The 19,472-nt window shown below is 57.7% G+C and carries 16 protein-coding genes; 2 read left to right on the top strand and 14 right to left on the bottom strand.

Going from position 1 to position 19,472, the window contains the following annotated elements; genetic code table 11:
• Positions 1–12 precede the first annotated feature (12 nt).
• The 9 genes from ACR0JA_RS17540 to ACR0JA_RS17500 form a co-directional block, all read right to left on the bottom strand.
• Positions 13–2,031, bottom strand: a complete 2,019-nt coding sequence (locus ACR0JA_RS17540; RefSeq protein WP_480577791.1) for a CocE/NonD family hydrolase — start codon at positions 2,029–2,031, stop codon at positions 13–15.
• Positions 2,028–3,029 carry an ABC transporter ATP-binding protein gene (locus ACR0JA_RS17535; RefSeq protein ID WP_480577788.1) on the bottom strand — a complete coding sequence of 334 codons (1,002 nt, stop codon included), beginning with the start codon at positions 3,027–3,029 and terminating at the stop codon, positions 2,028–2,030. The genes ACR0JA_RS17540 and ACR0JA_RS17535 overlap by 4 nt, the downstream gene beginning before the upstream one ends.
• Positions 3,026–4,012, bottom strand: coding sequence for an ABC transporter ATP-binding protein (locus ACR0JA_RS17530; protein WP_480577785.1), 987 nt, complete (start codon positions 4,010–4,012; stop codon positions 3,026–3,028). The genes ACR0JA_RS17535 and ACR0JA_RS17530 overlap by 4 nt, the downstream gene beginning before the upstream one ends.
• Positions 4,012–4,890, bottom strand: coding sequence for an ABC transporter permease (locus ACR0JA_RS17525; RefSeq protein ID WP_480577782.1), 879 nt, complete (start codon positions 4,888–4,890; stop codon positions 4,012–4,014). Before ACR0JA_RS17525 ends, ACR0JA_RS17530 begins: the two co-directional genes overlap by 1 nt.
• On the bottom strand, positions 4,871–5,815 hold the full coding sequence (locus ACR0JA_RS17520; protein ID WP_480577779.1) for an ABC transporter permease: 945 nt from the start codon (positions 5,813–5,815) through the stop codon (positions 4,871–4,873). The genes ACR0JA_RS17525 and ACR0JA_RS17520 overlap by 20 nt, the downstream gene beginning before the upstream one ends.
• A 54-nt stretch (positions 5,816–5,869) precedes the next feature.
• Positions 5,870–7,429 carry an ABC transporter substrate-binding protein gene (locus ACR0JA_RS17515; protein WP_480577776.1) on the bottom strand — a complete coding sequence of 520 codons (1,560 nt, stop codon included), beginning with the start codon at positions 7,427–7,429 and terminating at the stop codon, positions 5,870–5,872.
• Between the two features lie 91 nt (positions 7,430–7,520).
• A complete protein-coding gene (locus tag ACR0JA_RS17510; RefSeq protein WP_480577774.1) occupies positions 7,521–8,213 on the bottom strand; it encodes a helix-turn-helix domain-containing protein in 693 nt (230 codons plus the stop codon).
• A 128-nt stretch (positions 8,214–8,341) separates the two neighbouring features.
• The gene (locus ACR0JA_RS17505; protein ID WP_480577771.1) at positions 8,342–10,381 is read right to left on the bottom strand and encodes an oxidoreductase; all 2,040 of its coding nucleotides are present in this window, start codon (positions 10,379–10,381) and stop codon (positions 8,342–8,344) included.
• The gene (locus ACR0JA_RS17500; RefSeq protein ID WP_480577768.1) at positions 10,378–11,040 is read right to left on the bottom strand and encodes a helix-turn-helix domain-containing protein; all 663 of its coding nucleotides are present in this window, start codon (positions 11,038–11,040) and stop codon (positions 10,378–10,380) included. The genes ACR0JA_RS17505 and ACR0JA_RS17500 overlap by 4 nt, the downstream gene beginning before the upstream one ends.
• A gap of 164 nt (positions 11,041–11,204) precedes the next feature.
• Between ACR0JA_RS17500 and ACR0JA_RS17495 the strand changes: the two genes are divergently transcribed.
• Complete coding sequence (locus ACR0JA_RS17495) at positions 11,205–13,169, top strand: CocE/NonD family hydrolase (protein ID WP_480577765.1); 1,965 nt, start codon at positions 11,205–11,207, stop codon at positions 13,167–13,169.
• 57 nt (positions 13,170–13,226) lie between these two features.
• Here the strand turns inward: ACR0JA_RS17495 and ACR0JA_RS17490 are convergent, their stop codons facing one another.
• The 4 genes from ACR0JA_RS17490 to ACR0JA_RS17475 all read right to left on the bottom strand — a co-directional run bounded on the left by ACR0JA_RS17490 (position 13,227) and on the right by ACR0JA_RS17475 (position 17,571).
• Entirely contained in the window at positions 13,227–13,949 is a 723-nt protein-coding gene (locus tag ACR0JA_RS17490) for an alpha/beta fold hydrolase (RefSeq protein WP_480577762.1), read from the bottom strand.
• Positions 13,946–15,487 carry an ABC transporter permease gene (locus ACR0JA_RS17485; protein ID WP_480577759.1) on the bottom strand — a complete coding sequence of 514 codons (1,542 nt, stop codon included), beginning with the start codon at positions 15,485–15,487 and terminating at the stop codon, positions 13,946–13,948. Before ACR0JA_RS17485 ends, ACR0JA_RS17490 begins: the two co-directional genes overlap by 4 nt.
• Positions 15,484–16,539 (bottom strand): quaternary amine ABC transporter ATP-binding protein, encoded by a 1,056-nt coding sequence (locus ACR0JA_RS17480; protein WP_480577756.1) that lies wholly within the window; start codon positions 16,537–16,539, stop codon positions 15,484–15,486. Before ACR0JA_RS17480 ends, ACR0JA_RS17485 begins: the two co-directional genes overlap by 4 nt.
• A gap of 66 nt (positions 16,540–16,605) precedes the next feature.
• A complete protein-coding gene (locus ACR0JA_RS17475; RefSeq protein ID WP_480577754.1) occupies positions 16,606–17,571 on the bottom strand; it encodes an ABC transporter substrate-binding protein in 966 nt (321 codons plus the stop codon).
• Between the two features lie 269 nt (positions 17,572–17,840).
• Here ACR0JA_RS17475 and ACR0JA_RS17470 point away from each other — a divergent pair, with 269 nt between their 5' ends.
• Positions 17,841–18,725 carry a LysR family transcriptional regulator gene (locus ACR0JA_RS17470; protein WP_480577751.1) on the top strand — a complete coding sequence of 295 codons (885 nt, stop codon included), beginning with the start codon at positions 17,841–17,843 and terminating at the stop codon, positions 18,723–18,725.
• A gap of 51 nt (positions 18,726–18,776) precedes the next feature.
• Here ACR0JA_RS17470 and cuyB read toward each other — a convergent pair whose 3' ends face one another.
• Positions 18,777–19,472, bottom strand: a complete 696-nt coding sequence (gene cuyB / locus ACR0JA_RS17465) for a cysteate racemase (RefSeq protein ID WP_480577748.1) — start codon at positions 19,470–19,472, stop codon at positions 18,777–18,779.

The following is a 19,472-nucleotide window of genomic DNA, read 5'->3' as shown; positions in this document are numbered from 1 at the left end:
GGTTCTTCGCTGCTACATCCCGTTGCGCGGGATGACATGCGTTTTCTCTTCCTCAAAAATCAGTTCGCTCCCTGACCACGCTTTCAAACGCGACGTGAGGTGAAACTCGGTTGGCGTTGCCCTCTGTTCCGAATAGGTCCAGATTTTGGCTGACCAGTCGTCGCGATCAAACCCGGCGGTCTGTTCCATCGTGGCAATAGCCGAAAGCGGATCACCCGGATGGATCGTATAGAGCCGATCCGAAACATCGCTCAGCACTGTTCCGGTGTCATCGAGACGGAAATCGCCCACAGGTCCGAAAACACCGCCATCAAGGAAAAACCTGTGCGTCATTTCACCGTTAGTCAGATCTGTATGGACCGATCGTTCCATCGAACCTGATCGAACTTTCGTTTTTCTTGGGGCCACCTGAGGTTCTGATGGTTCGGGCAGCGCGCGGGGTTCTGCAGATTGATCGGTCTTGTTGCGGACAGGCAGATCCAGCCGCGATGATCCGGGGCGAATGGTCAGCGTCACAGGCTCTGGCGATGGCCACAGCACGGGCCAGTAGGCAGAGGCGATCTGCAACACGATACGATGGCCGGGCGCAACGCGGTATCCGCTGCCGTATAGCGGTACGGTTACGCTCATTTCTTCGCCGGGCACAATCGCGGTCGGTTGGGTGTCGCTGGTCCGGTGGTTCAGATTGCAGAACCCTCGTGAGATCAGCGCTTGCGCACCGTCAGGTGCTTCGTCGACCAACAACGCAGCAACAAATCCCTGCTCACGATCTGCAGAAACCATCAGATTCACAGAGGGTTGGCCCAAAATCTCAACAGCCGCCTCAAGTGGTTCTCCCTTGAATTGCAACGCTCCTCCTGCGTCGATCCGGCAGTCTTCTGCCATGTCGCCGGGAATGGCGAATGAACACATGTCACCCGCCGCAGATCCAAAAGTCTGTGGCGAACAGATGGACAACGCCGGACCATTGCCGGGTTCAGCCTCCAGAGTCCTGTCATTCAGCCAAAGCGAGTGCTCCGCCACATTCTGCGACGGCCAGCACGCCTCTTCGACCCACCGCCCCTCGCGGTGAAGATGGGTTCCGTTGGGTGCGGCACTGTCTTGCATGAAAAACCGCAATGGCGGTTCCTCCATCAAGCCAGTGTCTACACCTTTCAGCCAGTGGTCCCAAAACCGCAGGACCTCTCCGACGAAATCGGCTTTGGGGCCCGGCACACCTTCGTGGGGGTAAAGATGCGCCCAGGGTCCCATCAGCACTTTCACCGGACCGCTGAGATGTTCCGCAATCCGAAACGGGGTGTCGCGAAACAGGTCCATCCATCCGCCGAAGAAATATACCGGCACCTCTACATCAGCGTAGTTCTCGCAGATCGAGCCGCGTCGCCACATTTCGTCATGGGTTTGGTGCTCCAGCCACATGGCGGGCCAAAAACTGGCCCCCTCCAACCGCTCGCGCCACATGTCGATCCAGCGATCCGCGCCGACGATTTCGGGATCGGGCGGCATTGCATTGTAGAGCTGCATGATCGAGCCCCACCAGAAATTGTCGTTGGCCAGACAACCGCCATAAAAATGAATATCCTCGCGCCAGCGGTCGTCTGTTCCCATTACGGGCGCAATCGCCTTGAGCGCAGGAGGTTGCGTAGCAGCCACCTGAAACGCGTTATATGCCCCCCAGCTTTTTCCAAACATCCCGACATTTCCGTCGCACCAATCCTGATCCGCGATCCACTGTATGATGTCGTGGCCATCCTGGATTTCCTGATGCGAGTATTCATCCTCGGCAACACCTTCGCTGTCGCCATAGCCCCGGATGTCGACGCGTATCGACGCGTATCCGGCAGCCGCAAAATGTGGATGCATGCTTTCATCGCGCATCCTCGTCCGGTCCCGGCGCCGATATGGAATATATTCGAGAATGCAGGGCATGGGAGAGGTTTTGGCCTCTTCCGGCAACCACAGGCGACCAGCAAGCCGCGTTCGGTCGGGCATGGGTATCCAGACGGTTTCGATGACCTCAATTCTGCTCATGACGCGGCCCTTTCGGCTTGTGCAGGTGGGCGGGCTCCGGGCTCTAGCGGATAGTGACACGCGACCGCGCGCCCGTCCGTCAACCGCCGTTCCGGTGCATCACTGCTGCACCGGGCTTGCGCCCAGGGGCAACGCGTGTGGAATTCGCATCCGCTTGGACGCGCCAACAACGAGGGCACCTCTGCGGGCAAAGTGATCCGGTCATGGGTTTTGTCGGGATCCGGTTCAGGATTGGCCGACAAAAGCGCGGCGGTATAGGGATGCTGCGGCGCACTGAAAACCTCTTCGGTATCTCCGGCTTCGACGAAGCGGCCCAGATACATGACGGCGGTTCTGTCCGCGACATGATGAACCACATGCAAGTTGTGGGTGATGATCACCATCGCCAGCCCCAGCCGTTCGCGCAGATCGTTCAGCAGGTTCAGAACTTCGCCCTGAACGGACACATCCAAACCAGCGGTAGGTTCGTCCGCGATGATCAACGCAGGATCCAGAGCGATCGCGCGCGCGACGCCGACCCGGCGCGCTTGGCCCCCGGACAACTGATGCGGAAAGCGCGAGGCGAAGCTGGTTGGTAAACCCACCAGTGTCAGCAGGCGTTCGGCCTCTTCCCGCAGATTGCGACCTTCGATACCGTGAATACGGAATGGTTCGGTCACCAGATCGCCAACAGTCATTCTGGGAGAGAGCGATCCAACCGGATCCTGAAACATCATCGACATGCGCCGCCTGACCGGTTTCATTGCCTTGCGGTCAAGTTCATCAATCCGCTGGTCTTCAAAGGTGATAGTCCCAGCGCTGATCTCTTGCAGCCCATTCACAGCCCGCGCGAGCGTTGTTTTGCCCGACCCGCTTTCTCCGACCAGTGCAAAGGTCTCGCCCCGGTTGACCTCAAAGCTCACTCCGGCAACGCCGAGGATGGCGCCTCGACGCCCCAACCCGCCGACCGGGAACGCAACCTGCACATCTTCGACCTTGAGAATTGGATCGCTGCTCATGCCGATACTCCGGTTTCTGCGGGGGTTTCAGCGACGACGCAGCGGGCGATATGACCGTCTCCGATGTCCTTGTCAGGCGGAGGGGCAGCGCAGGCGTCGCTGACGCGGTCGCAGCGATTGGCAAAGATGCAACCGGCTGGCCGCGCCCTAAGATCGGGAATTTCGCCCGGAATTGTCGGCAGATGCCGGGTGCGTTCGCTTTGTCGCGCCGGGTCACACTCCAACAGCCGCGCCGTATATGGGTGCCGCGGGTCCTGGAAAATCTGCCGGACAGTGCCACGTTCGACCACTTCACCGGCATACATGACCACCACGTCGTCGCACAGCTCGGCAATGACACCAAGATGGTGCGAGATGAACATGACCGAACAGCCGATCTTTTGCTGCAGGTCTTTGAGCAGTTCGATCGTTGTCACCTCAAGCGTCGCGTCCAGCGCCGTTGTCGGCTCATCGGCGATCAGCAAAGCGGGTTCCATCATCAGTGCCATGGCAATGGCAATCCTCTGCTTCATCCCGCCCGAGAACTGGTGCGGATAGCGTGCCAGCGCCGCGCGTGCATCAGGAATGCGAACCAACTCCAGCATCTCGACCGCGCGCTTCAACTTTTCGTCCTTCGACAAGGGCGAGCGATACTGGATGTTCAGCATTTGCTTGCCAACCGAGATCACCGGGTTCAGTGCGCCCATCGGGTCCTGAAAAACCGTGGCGATACGCGGGCCGCGCAGATCGCGCATGCGCGATGGAGGCAACGCGGTCAGTTCATCCTGCCCCTCAAACAGGATCGAGCCACTGTCGATGCTGCCATTGTCAGCCAGCAAACCCAGAATCGCGTTGATCAGCGTGGACTTGCCGCAACCGGATTCGCCCACGATGCCGACGATGCGGTTTTCGGGCACGTCGAAGCTGACATTCTTCAGCGCGTGCAGCGGTCCAGCCTCGGTCGAGAAGCTGACGTTCAGATTGTCTATGCGCAGCGTGGTCATCAGCGTCCTTTCAGCCGGGGATCGAATACGTCCCGCAGCGTCTCGCCCAGGAATGTAAAGCCCAGTGTTGTGATGATGATCGGCACGCCGCCTGCAATCGCGATCCAGGCGGTATCGCGGATATTGGTGAACCCGTCATTCAGGATAGACCCCCAGCTTGGGGTGGGCGGACGAACACCGAGGCCCAGAAAGCTCATCCCCGCTTCGATGCCGATCACGACCGGAATGTCCATCGACGCTAGGATGACCAACGGCCCGATTACGTTCGGTAGGATATGAACCCGCAAGATACGCGCAGAAGACGCGCCCATGCTTTGCGCCGCCGTGACGTATTCCGAGCTCTTCAGCGCGATGGTCTGTGTACGAATGATCCGCGCGTATCCGGGCACGGTGACCAGAACGACAACAACCATGACGGCGGTCAGCGACGGCCCCATCAGCGTGACCAGCGCAAGGGCCAGCATTACGGTAGGGAAACTCTTCATCGCGTCGAACAGCAGGATCATCAGGTTGTCCAGCCAACGCGGACCGTAACCAGCGATCAAACCCAGAATGATGCCAATGACCAGCGACACAGCGGTCGAGACGAGTGCGACGAACAGCGCGATGCGCCCACCGTAAAGCACGCGCGCAAACAGATCGCGTCCCAGTTGGTCAGTGCCCATCAAGTGGTCGCCGCTCGGGCCCTGAAACCGGTCTCGCGGATTGATTTTGGTCGGGTCCCAGCTGGTCAACAGATCAGCAAACACCGCACCAAAGATCACGAACACAACAAGGAACAACCCCAGCGCACCCAAAGGTTCGCGCAGGATTTTGCGGATCGGACGCCAAAGCTCGGCCATGCGCCCGGGGGCGGGGTTAGAAACTGCTTCTGACACGGGGATCCAAAGCTCCGATGATGAGGTCTGCCAACAGGTTGAGCAGAACGAAGAGGACGGTTGTGATCAGCACGGTGCCCGTCACGATGGGGAAGTTGCGGGTCAGGATGGCGTCATAGACCAGCTTGCCAACGCCGGGGCGGGCAAAGACAATCTCGGCAAAGACAGCCGAGGACAACATCTGACCGATACCAACGCCCAGCAAGGTGACCGTCGGCAGGATCGCGATCGACAGGGCATAGCGATAGGTGATCGTTCGATCCGGCAGGCCAAAGGCGCGTGCGGTACGGATATGGCTGGCCTCAAGCACTTCGAGCATCGAGGCGCGGACCATACGGGCAATGTAGCCGACCCAGCCCAGACCAACCGCCAGCGAAGGCAGAATCAGGTGGGTCAGTTGATCGCCAAGATCGCCGGGTTCGCCGGCACCGATAGCGGGCAGCCAGCGCAGCTCGACGGCAAAGATCAGCAATGCATAGATCGCGATCACGAAGGATGGCACAGCGATCACGGCCACGGACAGAATGCCAACGATCCGGTCAGCCCAGCTGCCCCGGCTGACCGCAGCCCAGCAGCCAAGCGGAATGCCCAAAGCAACCGACCAGGTAATGCCGCCAACGATCAGGGCCAGCGTATAGGGCAGTTGTTCGAACACAACCGTTGTGACGGGACGGCCCGAGAGAACCTCGTCCCCCAGATCGCCGGTCCAGGCCCCGATATAGAAATTCCAGAACTGAACCAGAACCGGCTGGTTCAGCCCCATCTTTTTGCGCAGGGCGGCGCGCATTTCCTCGGTTGCCCGAGGTCCCAGCGCGACCGAAGCCGGGTCGCCGGGGATCAGATAGATCATACAAAACAGCAGGAACATGGCGACCGACACAATCGCCGCAGCCAGCCCAAGCCGTTTGAAAAAATAGCTCAGCATACGCGCCCCCTATCGGCGTGCGGACGGCGAGCATACGCCGCCCGATTGCGTGGATCAGGCGGGTTTGAACAGCGGCAACAAGGGCTCGCCGTTCGGCTTGAGCCCCGGAGTAACCGTATCCTTGTGGATCAGACCGACCACTTCATGCGTCAGGAACACATAGCATCCGCTTTCATCCATGAGACCTTGCATCTTCTTGTAGATCTCATCGCGTTTGGCCGGATCGCTTTCAACAAGACCTTCGTCGTGCAGTGCCTTGTACTCCTCGTTGTTGAACCGTTCCCAGTTCCAAACGCCAACCTGTTCCGGCGTAAACCAGACTGTTGCCCAGCTTGGGTCTGGGTTCATCGAGAACCGGCTGAGCACCAGCTGAAGGTTCATGAAATAGTCGCCATCCTTTGACCCCAGCGTCCAGAACGTACCACTGTCATTCTGCTTGATCTCGCAGGTGATGCCGACCTCGGCCAGATTGGCCTGAATGACCTGAGCGGCCGTCAGACGTTCGGACTGGTTCAGGATGTCCAGGGTAACGGTCATCCCTTCTGCGCCCGCTTCGGCCAGCAGTTCGCGTGCCTTATCGGGATCATAGTCGTAGGTCACGCTGTCCCGGCTGCCCGGCAGGCCCGGTGCGATGATACCGTTTCCAACTGCTGCCGCGCCGAAATAAGCCGCATCAACGACCGTCTGCCGGTCGATCGCGTGCTGGATCGCACGGCGGATGCGAACGTCTTTCAGCGCTTCGTTATCCTGGTTCATGCCCAGCCAGACATAGGCCAGCGAAGGTTTCTCTTCGACAACGGCACCCGCTGGTGGATTTTCCTTGAGCCGCGGCAGTGAAGAGACTGAGGTCCAGGTGTAGTCCAGATCACCAGCCTCAAAACCCAGTTCGGCGGTCGAGGGGTCCTCGATAGGGAGAATGTGGATTTCTTCATATCCGCCCGGCTCGTAAGCCCAATCCGGATTGCGCTTCAGAACGGTTTTCTGCTTAGGCACCCATTCGGTCAGAAGGTATTGACCGGATTGCGCCACAGGTTCAGACCCGATCTTGCCGCCGAGTTCCTCGACCGCCTTGCGCGAAATGATACAGGATGAGGGCGTAGGCAGCGTGGTTGTCCACAGAGGAACGAACTTGTCCTTCAGGTGGATCAGGCCCGAGAGGGTGTCCTTGACCTCAACCTCTTTCAACGCGCTCCAGTCGCCAGCATAGGGGCTCTCATTTGCCGGATCGGCTATGCGCTCGATCGAGAATTTCACGTCGTCAGCCGTCATCTGACCAAAACCATCCGTGAACCCGATCTTGTCACGCAGTTTGAAGGCGATGGTCAGATCGTCCAGCTGTTCGATACTTTCAACAGCAACTGGGCGCCAGTTCCACTCGTCACCCTGCTGGTTTGAGACCAGAGGGGCAAAGATCGATCGCATGATGTCAGATTCTGGCAGAGACAACCAAAAGGCCGGGTCCAGAATTTGCAGGTCACTGTAAGACCGGACGGTCAGGACCGAGCCATCGGCGCTAACCGCCATGTGCGGAAACGCAAGGCTTGCTGCGCCCAATGCACCCGCACCCGCCAGCACGGACCGCCGAGAAACATCGCCTTTGAAAATTGAACTCATTTGCTTACTCCCTGTTTGTCTTCATGTCCGGGCGTCTGTCCGGTTGGGTTGCTTGCGGGCATGTACCCGCGACTTCAGGTGCCAGCAGGCGTTATCCGTTCTTTTTCTTTTTTGACTGTGGCAGTGCCTCGGCAGCGCCGAGGGCTGAGAACTTTGGAATGATCACGGGTGAATTGACCCAAATCATGCGGGTGGTTTGGTCGGTCACGTTGCGAAGAAGGTGCAGGATTTCGCCGGGAAAGCTAAAGCTGTCACCAGTGCGCAGAGTGATCGTTTCGTCCTCAAGCACCAATTCGAGCTCACCCTCGACGATGACCCCGTGCATCTCGCCGTCTCGCGAAAAGTACTGGTCGACGACCTGTTCGGAATAAGGGCGATAGTCCGAGATGCCCAAACAGAACCCGCTGCCGATGGAACTGGACAGCAAGTGATCGGTGTATCCCGATTGTTCGATCGACTCGTCGTACAACAAATTCAGGTTTCGACGGTTGGACTCGCGCACAACATAGGCACGTTCCAGCGGGCCCGAGCCCGGGCGGTGGTTGAAGAACCATTCCCCGGGCACCCCAAGGGCACCGGCGATGCGCGAAACTTTGTTGAGCGAGGCGCTGACCGTTCCGCGCTCGATGGCGCTGAGATGACTTATCGAAACACCGCTGCTGGTCGCAAGTTCAGCCAGAGTCATCTGACGTGCTTTGCGGAGCTCACGCACTTCGGCACCGAAGGTTGCAAGGCCCTCTTCGCTGGCAGTGCGGGTTTGCTTTTTCGATGCGCCCTGGCTCACGAATCCTCCCTTCGGTCGCTGGGTATTTTGGGAATGCTACGACAGTTTTTCTTTTTCGCAAGAAATTTCGTTAGTTTTTCCCGTATTGACGAAATCTTTCCTTATCCAAACTCAGTTTTTTATGCCTGTTACCAACGAATGCCGAACCGAAGCGCGTCATAGACAGCGGCATGAATGTTGCGCGAGGACACGGCGTCTCCGATGCGATAAAGGTTGAACACACCCTCGGGATTTGCCTGCGGAAACAGGGTTCCCGAGCCTGTAACAAGTGCGTTGTGATCCACCGCGCCCTGGTTGCGCGACAAAGGCTTGAGATCAAAGTAAAGATCGTCCAGCGGCACTGTCCCTTGATTGACAACCACCTGATCATAAATCTGTTTTTCAACCAGATCCGAGTAGTCGGTGCCGATTTGAACCTGTAGTTGATTGCCGGATTTCTCGATTGCTTGCAGGGTTCTGGTTACGGTGAACTGGGCCACTGTCTTTTGCAGAGAACGCATGTAGGGCACCAGGTTCATTGCCATCACCTCGGGTGCGAAGCTGCGATCTCGGGTCATGATTTCAACGCGCGCGCCAGTGGCGGCGATGACTTCGGCGGCCATGAGCGCAGGGTGATCGCCGGCATCGTCGTAGATCAGCACGTTTTCACCCGGCTGCACGTCGCCGGACAGGATATCCCAGGCAGAAACGGCCAGTTCATTGCCCGAATCGAGGATTGTCGTCTCGGGCAAGCCCCCCGTAGCGATCACCACCATGTCCGGCGACAATGCCGCTACGTCCCCAGCATCCGCGAAGGTGTTGAAGTGAAACTGCACGTCACGCGCTGCGCATTGTGCCATGCGCCAATCGATGATCCCGATCATCTCGGCGCGGCGCTTTGACTGCGCTGTTAGACGCACTTGTCCACCGGGTTCTGAGGCGGCCTCAAGAACGGTGACATCGTGCCCGCGCTCTGCAGCAACCCGCGCGGCCTCCAACCCGCCGGGACCGGCACCCACGATGACTGCGCGACGGCGCGTGTCCGCAGCGGGTATGACATGCGGCATGGACAGTTCACGCCCGGTGGCCGGGTTATGGATGCACAGCGCTTCTCCCGCCTGGTAAATCCGATCCAGACAGTAGGTCGCGCCAACACAAGGGCGGATGTCATCTTCCCGCCCGGCCTGTATCTTGGACACGATCAGCGGGTCGGCCATATGTGCGCGGGTCATTCCGACCATATCCAGCAGACCGGACGACACCGCATGTCGAGCCGTAGCAACATCGGGAATGCGCGAGGCATGGAATGTCGGCATACCGATTTCGGCGCGTACTCGTCCGGCGAAATCCAGGTGCGGTGCGCTTTTCATGCCTTGCACCGGGATCACATCGGTCATCGCCGGGTCGGTATGAATGCGCCCGCGAATGACATTGAGGAAATCCACCTGACCGCCGTCTCGCAACCTGCGCGCGATCTCAAGCCCTTCTTCTTCGGTTATCCCACCCCGCTCGACTTCGTCAGCGGTATAGCGAACCCCGACGATAAAGTCGGGGCCCACGCGGTCACGGATTGCATCCAGCACCATGAAACCAAAACGAAGGCGATTATCGAGGTCACCGCCAAATGGCGCGTCCATCGCATTGGTCAGCGGCGACCAGAACTGATCGAGCAGGTGACCATAAGCCTGCAATTCGATGCCATCGAGCCCTGCAGCCTGCATCCTTTCTGCGGCATCCGCGTAATCGTTGACGATCCGCTCGATATCAAAATCTTCGATCTTCTTGGGGAAGGCCCTGTGCGCGGGTTCCCGGTAATGCGATGGCGAAACTGACGGCAGCCAGTCGCCTTTGTTCCAGCCTGTGCGTCGCCCCAGATGGGTCAACTGGATCATCACCGCGCACCCGTGGGCGTGACAGGCATCCGTCAGCTCTCCCATCCAGCGCACGACCTCATCTTTGTAAGCAAGGATGTTATTGAAAACCGGTGGACTGTCGCGGCTGACAGTGGCGGAACCTGCCGTCATGGTCATCGCCACCCCCGCTTTGGCGCGCATTTCGTGATAGGCGCGATAGCGTTCCTTTGGCATTCCGTCTTCGGGATAGGCAGGTTCATGACTGGTGGTCATGATCCTGTTCTTCAGTGTCAGGTGCTTCAGTTGATAGGGCTGCAACAGAGCATCGCGGCTCATGACGACGTTTCCCGGTCTGCGAATTCTGGCTCCGCAACATCCTTTGGAATGACCACGGGTGATACGGCCCAGATCAATCGACATGCCCGATCTGTCCTATTGCGCGCGTGATGCGGAATACGCGCATCGAAGCTATAGCTGTCACCGGCGCGCAGAGTGATGAACTCGTCACCGATTTGCATTTCCAGCTCGCCCTCCAAGACCAGCCCGTGTTCTTCGCCTTCGTGCTTTTGCAGGTGGTCTTCAGGGCGTTCCGAATGGGGCGCATAAACCGCCATGCCCATATAGAATTGCCCCCCGATCGAGCTGGAAAGAAGTTGGTCGGTATAGCCCAATTCTGCCGCGTCCTGACCATACAGGGTGTTGAGCGCACGGCGGTTCTGGGCGCGCACGACAAAGGATTGCTCCATCGGTCCTGTCCCGGCGCGACGCGCGAAGAACCAATCGGGCGTTACGCTCAGCGCACTCGCGATGGCTTGCAAGACATCAACCGAAGGCTTCGATACCCCCCGCTCGATCGCTGATACGTGGCTCAGTGAGATCCCCGCATCTTCGCTGAGTTGTTTGAGCGTCAACTGACGCGCTTTGCGCAATTGCCGAACCTCGCTGCCAAGCGAGGATATTGCAGAGGGTAAGGCGACGACGTTGTCAGTTGGCATGCGAATCTCTCATGCTCGGGTAGCAGATGTTTTCTAATCAAATTGAAAACAGACTAGAATTTTTATGTCAAATTCTATTTTCATTAGAAATCATAAGACATCTTGCAAGTTCGCGAGAGATTTGCAGAAGTTGGGACACATGAAAATGCAAGCAGCGGATCACTATGACCGATCAAACCGACGCTCCCTTTGAGGTGTCAGAAACTGATCATCTGTGGATCGAAATGCCGGATGGTTTGCGGTTGGCCGCCCGGCTATGGCGCCCCGTGACGCAAACGCCGGTTCCGGCCATACTGGAATACATACCCTATCGAAAAACCGACATGGTGCGCGCGCGGGACGAACGGAACCATCCCTACTTTGCGGCCCATGGCTACGCTTGTATCCGCGTCGATATGCGCGGTTCCGGCGACAGCGAGGGGCACATGCCGGATATGTATGCCCCGGCCGAGCTTGATGATGCGCGACATGTCATCGAATGGCTGGCCGCGCAAATCTGGTGCAATGGCCGTGTCGGGATGTTCGGCACGTCATGGGGCGGCACCGCCTCGCTTCAAGCAAGTGTCGATGCGCCGGAGCCAATGAAGGCGACCATCGCTGTGTGCGCCACTCATGACCGGTTTGAGGACGACATTCACTATATGGGTGGATGCGTCCTGTCGGACACTTTCGAATGGGGCGCGACGCTTCCGTCAATCCTTGCCTCACCTCCCTCGCCGCATGTTGGACCGGATTGGCAAGCCCTTTGGAAAGAGAGAATTGAGAACCTCACATTCCCGCTTGAAAACTGGCTGCGCGAAGACGGCCGAGGCGCGTACTGGCGGCACGGATCTGTCATTCACAAGGCAGATGCCCTTTCTGTACCAATCCTAGCCATAGGCGGTTGGAGCGATCGCTATTCGAATTCCGTGATGTCTCTGGTCGATAGGCGACCAGATCTGGTCTGGGGGGTGGTCGGGCCATGGGGCCATCACTACCCCGATCACGCAAGCCCCGGCCCCGCAATCGGATTTCAGCAATTGGCGCTGGAGTGGTGGGACCATTGGCTCAAATCGGAAATTACTGAAACGCCTGATTGGCCGCGCCTGCGCGTCTGGATGCGCGAGTTCGATCCTCCGGGCAACACTTTGGCGACAAGGTCCGGGACATGGACGCAGGGCGGCCCGGCATCCGAGGAAACGCTGGTGCAGACGCTACCCCTGTCCGTACTGAGAACACACAAGGAATGCGCGCCTTGGAGCGTACCAGCGGACCCGACTGTGGGACAAACTGCCGGAGACACCGGGTATTTCGGCCGCGTGGGTGGCCTGCCGCTGGATCAGTACTCGGATGATTTCCGGTCTTTGACCTTCGAAACGGCACCATTGAACGAAGATTTGGTCATTTACGGCGCGGTAACGCTTCGGCTGAGCGGAGATACCGGCGACCAACCCGGTCAGATTGTAGCCCGTCTTGTCGATGTAAATAGAAACGGTGCCGCAGCACGCATAAGCTATGGCGTCCGAAACCTGTTGCTTGACGAAAACTTGGACCACGCGCTGGCGACAGTCGGGTCAGGCGGTTTCGCCGCAGATGTCAAACTCCACTCGACAGCCTATCGTGTGCGCAAAGGGCATCGGCTCCGCCTCGCCTTGTCATCGTCTTACTGGCCTCTGATTTTCTCGCAGGCGCAAGCAGAGGGCATCCGACTGGATACAGGAACGCTGTTTATCCCGGTCTTGGACCATAAGCCCCTCGCACTGGAACAGCCCTTTCCGCCTGCGCAAGATTTGCCCCCGCGGAAAACCCACTCGACCCATGCGTCCGGTGATTTGCGGCGTTGGCGAGAAACCCGCGAAGATGTGGTCGAAATAGGCTGGTATCAACCGCCGTCGAAAACAGTCTACCCCCAGACAGATACAGCCTTTAGCTACGAAACCCGAATTGTGCATACCTTGCATGACTCGAACACCGCAGCGCAAGAGACTGAAATAGAACAAAAAATGATATTTGAGAGATCTGACGGAACCGCCGATGTCACAATCGCGTTGACGGCGCATTGTTCCGGGGGGCGTATCACGGTCGATGCCGAATTGAACGCGGCTTGGAATAACCTTCCCTTCGCGAACCGGCGGTGGCGTATTTACTGACAGCTTTCAGTCCTGTCTAAACCGATGTCCAAAACCAAACGCTTCTATACGCACAGCTCATCTGGCTGAAATGAAATCTGACAGAATCGAGTTAAAGAGAGCGGGCTTTTCCAGATGGGTCGCGTGCGCGCATTGCGGGATTACAGCCAGATTGGCATCGGAAATTGACTGCCACAGCTTTTCGGTTTGGCCCCAGGGATAGGTGCGATCCTTATCTCCCCATACGACCAGTGTTTTGGCGTCGATCTTTGACAGGTGGTCAGCTCCGATCCAGCATTGCATCGCATCAAGCCCTGCGAGGATGGCGCGCAGGCCGCACTGTTCGGCAATTGTGGCGCATTCCTCGTATGCCTCGGCCTTTTCCCTCGCCAGAAACCAAGTCGCCGAGATGCGACGCGCTGTCGATTTTGCGCCGTCTGCGCAAGCACGCTGTTTCGACGTGCCGATCGTTTCAAACCGCCCCGGCAGGACGCCAACTGTCCCGGTACCATATAGAACCAACCGGTCAACAAGCTCTGGTGCGCGGGCAATCATCTCTTGCACAACCATTCCGCCCATCGAATGGCCGACCAGGTGACATCTGCGGATGCCGCGCGATTTCAACTCGCCCAACGCCCAGTCGGCAAAGCCAGCGATACTGCTGATGACCTCGAGCTGGGCGTTGTCGCCAAATCCCGGCAAATCGAGTGCAACGACATTATGATCTGTCAGGGCTTCGACCTGTGCATCCCATTGTCGACTGCCGCCCATAAACCCATGGACAAAAACAATCGGTGTCATTTGCGCCCGCCCTGCACAATTCGGTCAAGGATCATGGCGCAAAACAGGATCGAGAACCCGGCAAGGATACCCTGCCCCACGTTTGCATATTGCAACGCCTCAAGCACGTCTTCGCCCAGCCCCTTTGCGCCGATCAGCGAAGCCACAACAACCATCGCCAGCGACAGCATGATTGTCTGATTGATCCCGGCGCGAATGGATGGGCTTGCCAGTGGCAGATCAACCTTGGTGAGCAGGTACCACTTGTTGGCCCCAAAACTGATCGCCGCTTCGCGCACGCTTTCGGGCACCCCGCGCAAACCAAGTACGGTCAGACGCACCACGGGTGTTCCGCCGAAGATCATCGTCACAACAACAGCGGCTGGCTTGCCGACGCCGAAAAACGCGATCACCGGGACCATAAAGACAAAAGCGGGCATGGTTTGCATGAAATCCATGATCGGCTGGATAAAGGCGTAAAACCTGGGACGTCGCGCTGCAAACATGCCAAGCGGGATACCAATGACAATCGAAAGGCAGGCCGCTGTCCCCAGCAAAGCCAGCGTAGTCATTGCACCTTCCCAGAACCCCAGAAGGCCCATATAGGCCAGAAACGCCCCCGAATAGATTGCCGTACTTATGCCCGCAGTCAGCCAGGTCAGCAGAATGATCAGGCTGGCAATCACGACCCAGGGCGTCTGCACCAGAATGACCTCAAGCGCATCAAGCAGGGCACGGATTCCAAAGGTCAGACCATCAAAGAAAGCCACGCTGTTACGCACGCACCATGCGATAAATTCCTCGACCCAAGTGATACTGGTCAGGCGGATGTTCGGGTCAGTGGGAAAATGACTGAGAAGCGAGAACCGGCCCGGAAAGCTGTAATGCATCATCGCCGCCGAAACGATCAGCAGCATGAAAATCGCGCTGAACACGATCTGGGAAACCGGCATCGCCGAACGGATCGACCGATCCGAAAGCCAATCAGAAAACCGCGCCTCAAGTGCCCAGTTGGCGACCTGAGACTGTACGGCCTTGACGATGACAAGAAGGACAAGACCTGTCAGGACGATATATGGTCCTTCGGCAGCAAGCGCTTCGGCCTCGGCGCGGATCCCGTCGATATTTGCCTCCAGCGAATCCACCGTGCGCTGATAGACATCAACCTTGTCTGTGTTGTTCTCGATAGCAGCCGCAAGCTGTTGGCGGCGCAGTTCCAGCGTGCCCTCAATAGACGCGATACGCGCCATGGCATCGGCGGCAAGGTCACCAAACATTCCGCGCGCGATCTGCACATAAGCAATTGTTTCGATGATCAGAAACGGCAGCGCCCATGACCACAATCCGCGCGCACCGAACCAGACCGGACCAAACAGCCCCGCCATAAAGTTGAAGGTCGGCGTAAAGCGTGACGAGGCACCGATCTTGTCAAAATTTCGAATGTAATAGTCCGGGTTGGTTCGGACAAAGGTGCGAATGTTCTCGCGCCGCTCTTCGGCATAGGCCAGCGCCGCTTCGCTTTCGGTATCTTCCAGGGGGTTCACGTCTGAGGTGCTCATGACACTTCGGTCCCTTCAATCACGGTGCGCAGAAGGTCCGCGCGAGTAATGACGCCGACGTCGACGCCGCCATCTTCGACAAGAATGGCGTTGCTGTTGTCGATCGCCAGATTGATCAGCGTGCTCAGGTTTTCGCCTTCATTCACGCGTGGCGCGTCAGCTGACAATGGCCCATGGGCGGCAACATGCTCGGGTATCGGGCGCATAACCGCATGGGCGCGCACCACTTTCAGCCTTGAAATACCGGCGACAAAATCGGCGACATAGTCGTCGGCGGGGTTCATGACGATGTCTTCGGCGGTTCCGATCTGGACGACCTTGCCATCGCGCATGATGGCGATCCGATTACCGATGCGAACGGCCTCATCCAAATCGTGGGTGATGAATATCGTGGTCTTTTTGAGGATCTTGCTGAGCCGGATGAATTCATCCTGCAATTGGCGCCGGATCAAAGGATCCAGAGCCGAGAACGGCTCGTCCATCAAAAGCACGTCCGGGTTTGCCGCCAGCGCCCGCGCCAATCCCACACGCTGCTGCATCCCGCCGGACAGCTCGTGCGCAAATTTCGACCCCCATGCACCTAGCTCGACAATATCAAGAATGGCGGCGGCCTGACGCATACGCTCGTTCTTGCTGACCTGTCGGATTTCCAATGGCATCGCCACATTGTCCAGAACCGATCTGTGCGGCATCAGCGCGAAGTTCTGAAACACCATTCCGATCTTATTGTTGCGAAACTGCTGAAGCTCTTTCGGTCCCAGAGCCATCACATCTGTGCCTTCGATTTCGATCTTGCCCGCCGTGGGTTCCAGGAGGCGGTTGAAATGCCGGACCAGAGTGGATTTCCCACTGCCGGACAGGCCCATGATGCAGAAGATCTCACCGCGATTGACCGAAAGGCTGACATCCGCAACACCGACAACACAGTTATATTCCGCAAGCACCTGCGCCTTGTTCAGCCCTCGTTCGCGAATGGCTTCAAGCGCCACCTCAGGTTTGGCGCCGAAGATCTTCCAAACATTCGAAATTTCGATAACGGTATCGTCGCTCATGGGTCCCCCAAAGGTCTTTTATTGGGTGGCGCCAGGTAGTGCCGCCACCCTGTTTCGGGCGTGAGATTAAAGACCCAGCCAGGCGTCGACGCGATCAGGGTTCGCTTCGACCCATTCCCGAGCGACCTCTGCCGGATCGCGACCTTTGCCGCTGATTTCGTAGGCAAACCCGCTGACATCGTCCGCAGTCAGAGCGAAATTCGCGAAGAACTCAGCAATCACCGGAGAGCGATCACCCAGTGTATTGGACCAGGCGATCTGCACGTTCTTGAGCGCATCCTTGGTGGCCACATTGGATTTGCTGTACCAATCCGGATCGTCCGAGGGCTGTATCATCACGTATTTTGCCGGGTCGAATGTCGGTTCGGTCAGCATCTGGACGTCGAACATGTACCAGACTGCGTGTGGCTTATAGCAATAGAACGCATAACCCTCGCCCTTGGCGATGCTGTCCTTGATCCGCGCTGTCTTGACACTTTCTTCGGCGCGGATCGGCTCGATGAAATCGAGCAATCCGTAGTCACGCGTCTTCACCTCGTTCACATTCGCCGAGGCCCAGCCCGGTGCACCAATCCACATCTCGCCTTTGCCATTGCCGTCGCTGTCCATGAGCGCGGCTACGTCTGGGCGTCCCAAGTCAGCAATGTCGGTAATGTTGTTGGCCTCACCAAAATCTTTACTGACGCAGAAACCCTGATTGCCCTCATAAGGGTTCGACGACAAGGTCACCGTGCCAGCCTCATCGACGTATTTCTTGGTAAAGCTTTCCTGGTTGGGCAGCCACACGTCGGGATGCACGTCGATATCACCCTTACCCTGGTCCATCGCCTGAAAGATCGTGGCATTGTTGCCGGGCACGAACTCCACCTTGCCCCCGATGCGCATTTCAACAACCGCGCCCAACACATGGGCGATGGCCTGGGCACCGGTCCAGGATGGCACACCGATCTTGACCTCTTCAGCCGCGAATGCGGGCAGGGCATATATGCCGACCGCAGCCGCAAGGCCAAATGTTTTCAGCTTGGTTCTCATGGTCTTCTCCTCTGTTGAATTGCGCCGTGTTTCGGCGTCGTTTTTTCCGTGGTTGGACTTTCCTATCGCGCAATAGGGTCGTGCCAGCATGTCATCGGCCGCAACTCTGGACGGAAGTCTGAAAGGAAGACCAACCGCCTGACCCTGCTTGGAAGTCTAGATCAAGAGCAATTCTCAGAGCCAATTCGAACATTTCATTAAACTATTCTGATTTTGCATAGATTGACGTATGTTCAGAGAATGCACTTACCGGCAGGTGGAAACATCCAATGGATCTGAATTGGTTACGCGACTTCGAATGCCTTGCCCGAACCTTGAACTTCACCCGCGCGTCTGATGAACGCAATATCACGCAATCCGCATTCAGCCGCAGAATCAAAGCATTAGAAAGCTGGGTGGGGTTGCCTTTGGTCAATCGCGCCACCTATCCTGTGCAACTAACCGAGGCCGGAAAACAGTTCTTGCCCGTTGCGCTGACGGCAATTTCACAGCTGTCGGAGTCTCGTCAATCCTTGCGGGACGCTGACCGTGGCGACAGTCGGTTCATCCGATTTTCTGTGCTACACACCATAGCGGTGAATTTTTTGGCATCTCGCGTAGAAGAATTGCAGAAACAAATCCCTGATTTGCGCACGCGCGTTCTTTCCGATTCTTTGAGCACCTGCTGTGATCTTCTTGTTGAAGGCGCGGTGGATTTCCTGCTGTGCTACTATCACCACTCGGTCTCGCCCATGATCGATGAAGCCGCGTTCGAGCGTAAGGATTTGCTGAAGGATCGTTTGGTGCCGGTGGCGGCGGTCGAACCGGTCCGTCGACTGGGGTGGGATCTGGGCAGGCAGGACGGCCCGCCTATCCCTTATTTGGCCTACGATCGGTCTTCGTTTTTGGGCATGGTCGTCGAAAACACCGTCGATCGGAAACCCCAGAATACCGAGACGATTTATGTCGACAGTCTGGTCGAAACCATCAAGCGCCGACTGATGACCGGCAGCGGATTCGCCTGGATGCCAGAAACCGCGATTTCGTCGGAACTCGATCAAGGATTGCTGGTGCCAATCGGTGATGATGCGTGGTGTGCGACCATGACCATTTCGGCGTTTTCCAATCCTGCAAACTTCGATCAGACTGCACAGCAGATTTGGGAACGTTTGTGAACCAATACGACCATTCAAGCGTCGCATGGTCCTGTGCGCTGCCCCGATAGGTTAGCCGTTCCGTGAAAAATCGATAATCGCTTCGACCAGAAGATCGATGGTGTCAACTGAGTTGCTCTCTTTGGAGATGCTGTCGGCAATGAGAGAGAACTCGGAGCAAGCGACAAATAGCAGATCCGCCCCTGAGTTGATCAACGTTTCGGACGCCGCTTGCAGAGTCGCTCGAGCCTCTTTGCACGGGCCGTCAATCTTGATCCTACGGATCGCCATCAGCATTGCGTCGTCATTTGTCGGCCAGACGGTCGATAACCCGCGCGCTTGCAAGGCCGTTTCGAAAAGACGCGTGTGGCGCACCGCAGGCGAGGCGAGCATGCCGATACACCGCCCTGCCCCAATCGCATTTGCGGCGTGATCTGCCGCCAGCTCAACCATGTTCAAAAGCGGGATGGTCGCTGCATCGGTGATCGCCCCGGAATAATGATGCGCGGTGTTGCACGGCATCGCCAAAGCCAAAGCCCCGGCATCCTGAAGGCGGCGCGCCATCACCGCAAGCGTTGGCCCCGGATCTTCACCTACACCGTCAACCAGATGAGAAATCCGCGATGGCACTTGCGGGTTCATGTCGATCAGCAGCGGGATGTGGTCTCGATCATCGCTCACCGGCACCGCCTCCAGCAGCTTACACTGGAGGAGGATGGTGGCTTCGGGGCCCATGCCACCAAGGATGCCGATCGGTCGCTGCGTCAT

The organism is Ruegeria sp. AM4 (genome assembly GCF_056540665.1).
The sequence above is the reverse complement of the archived record's forward strand: the minus strand, read 5'-3'. Positions and strand labels throughout refer to the sequence as shown.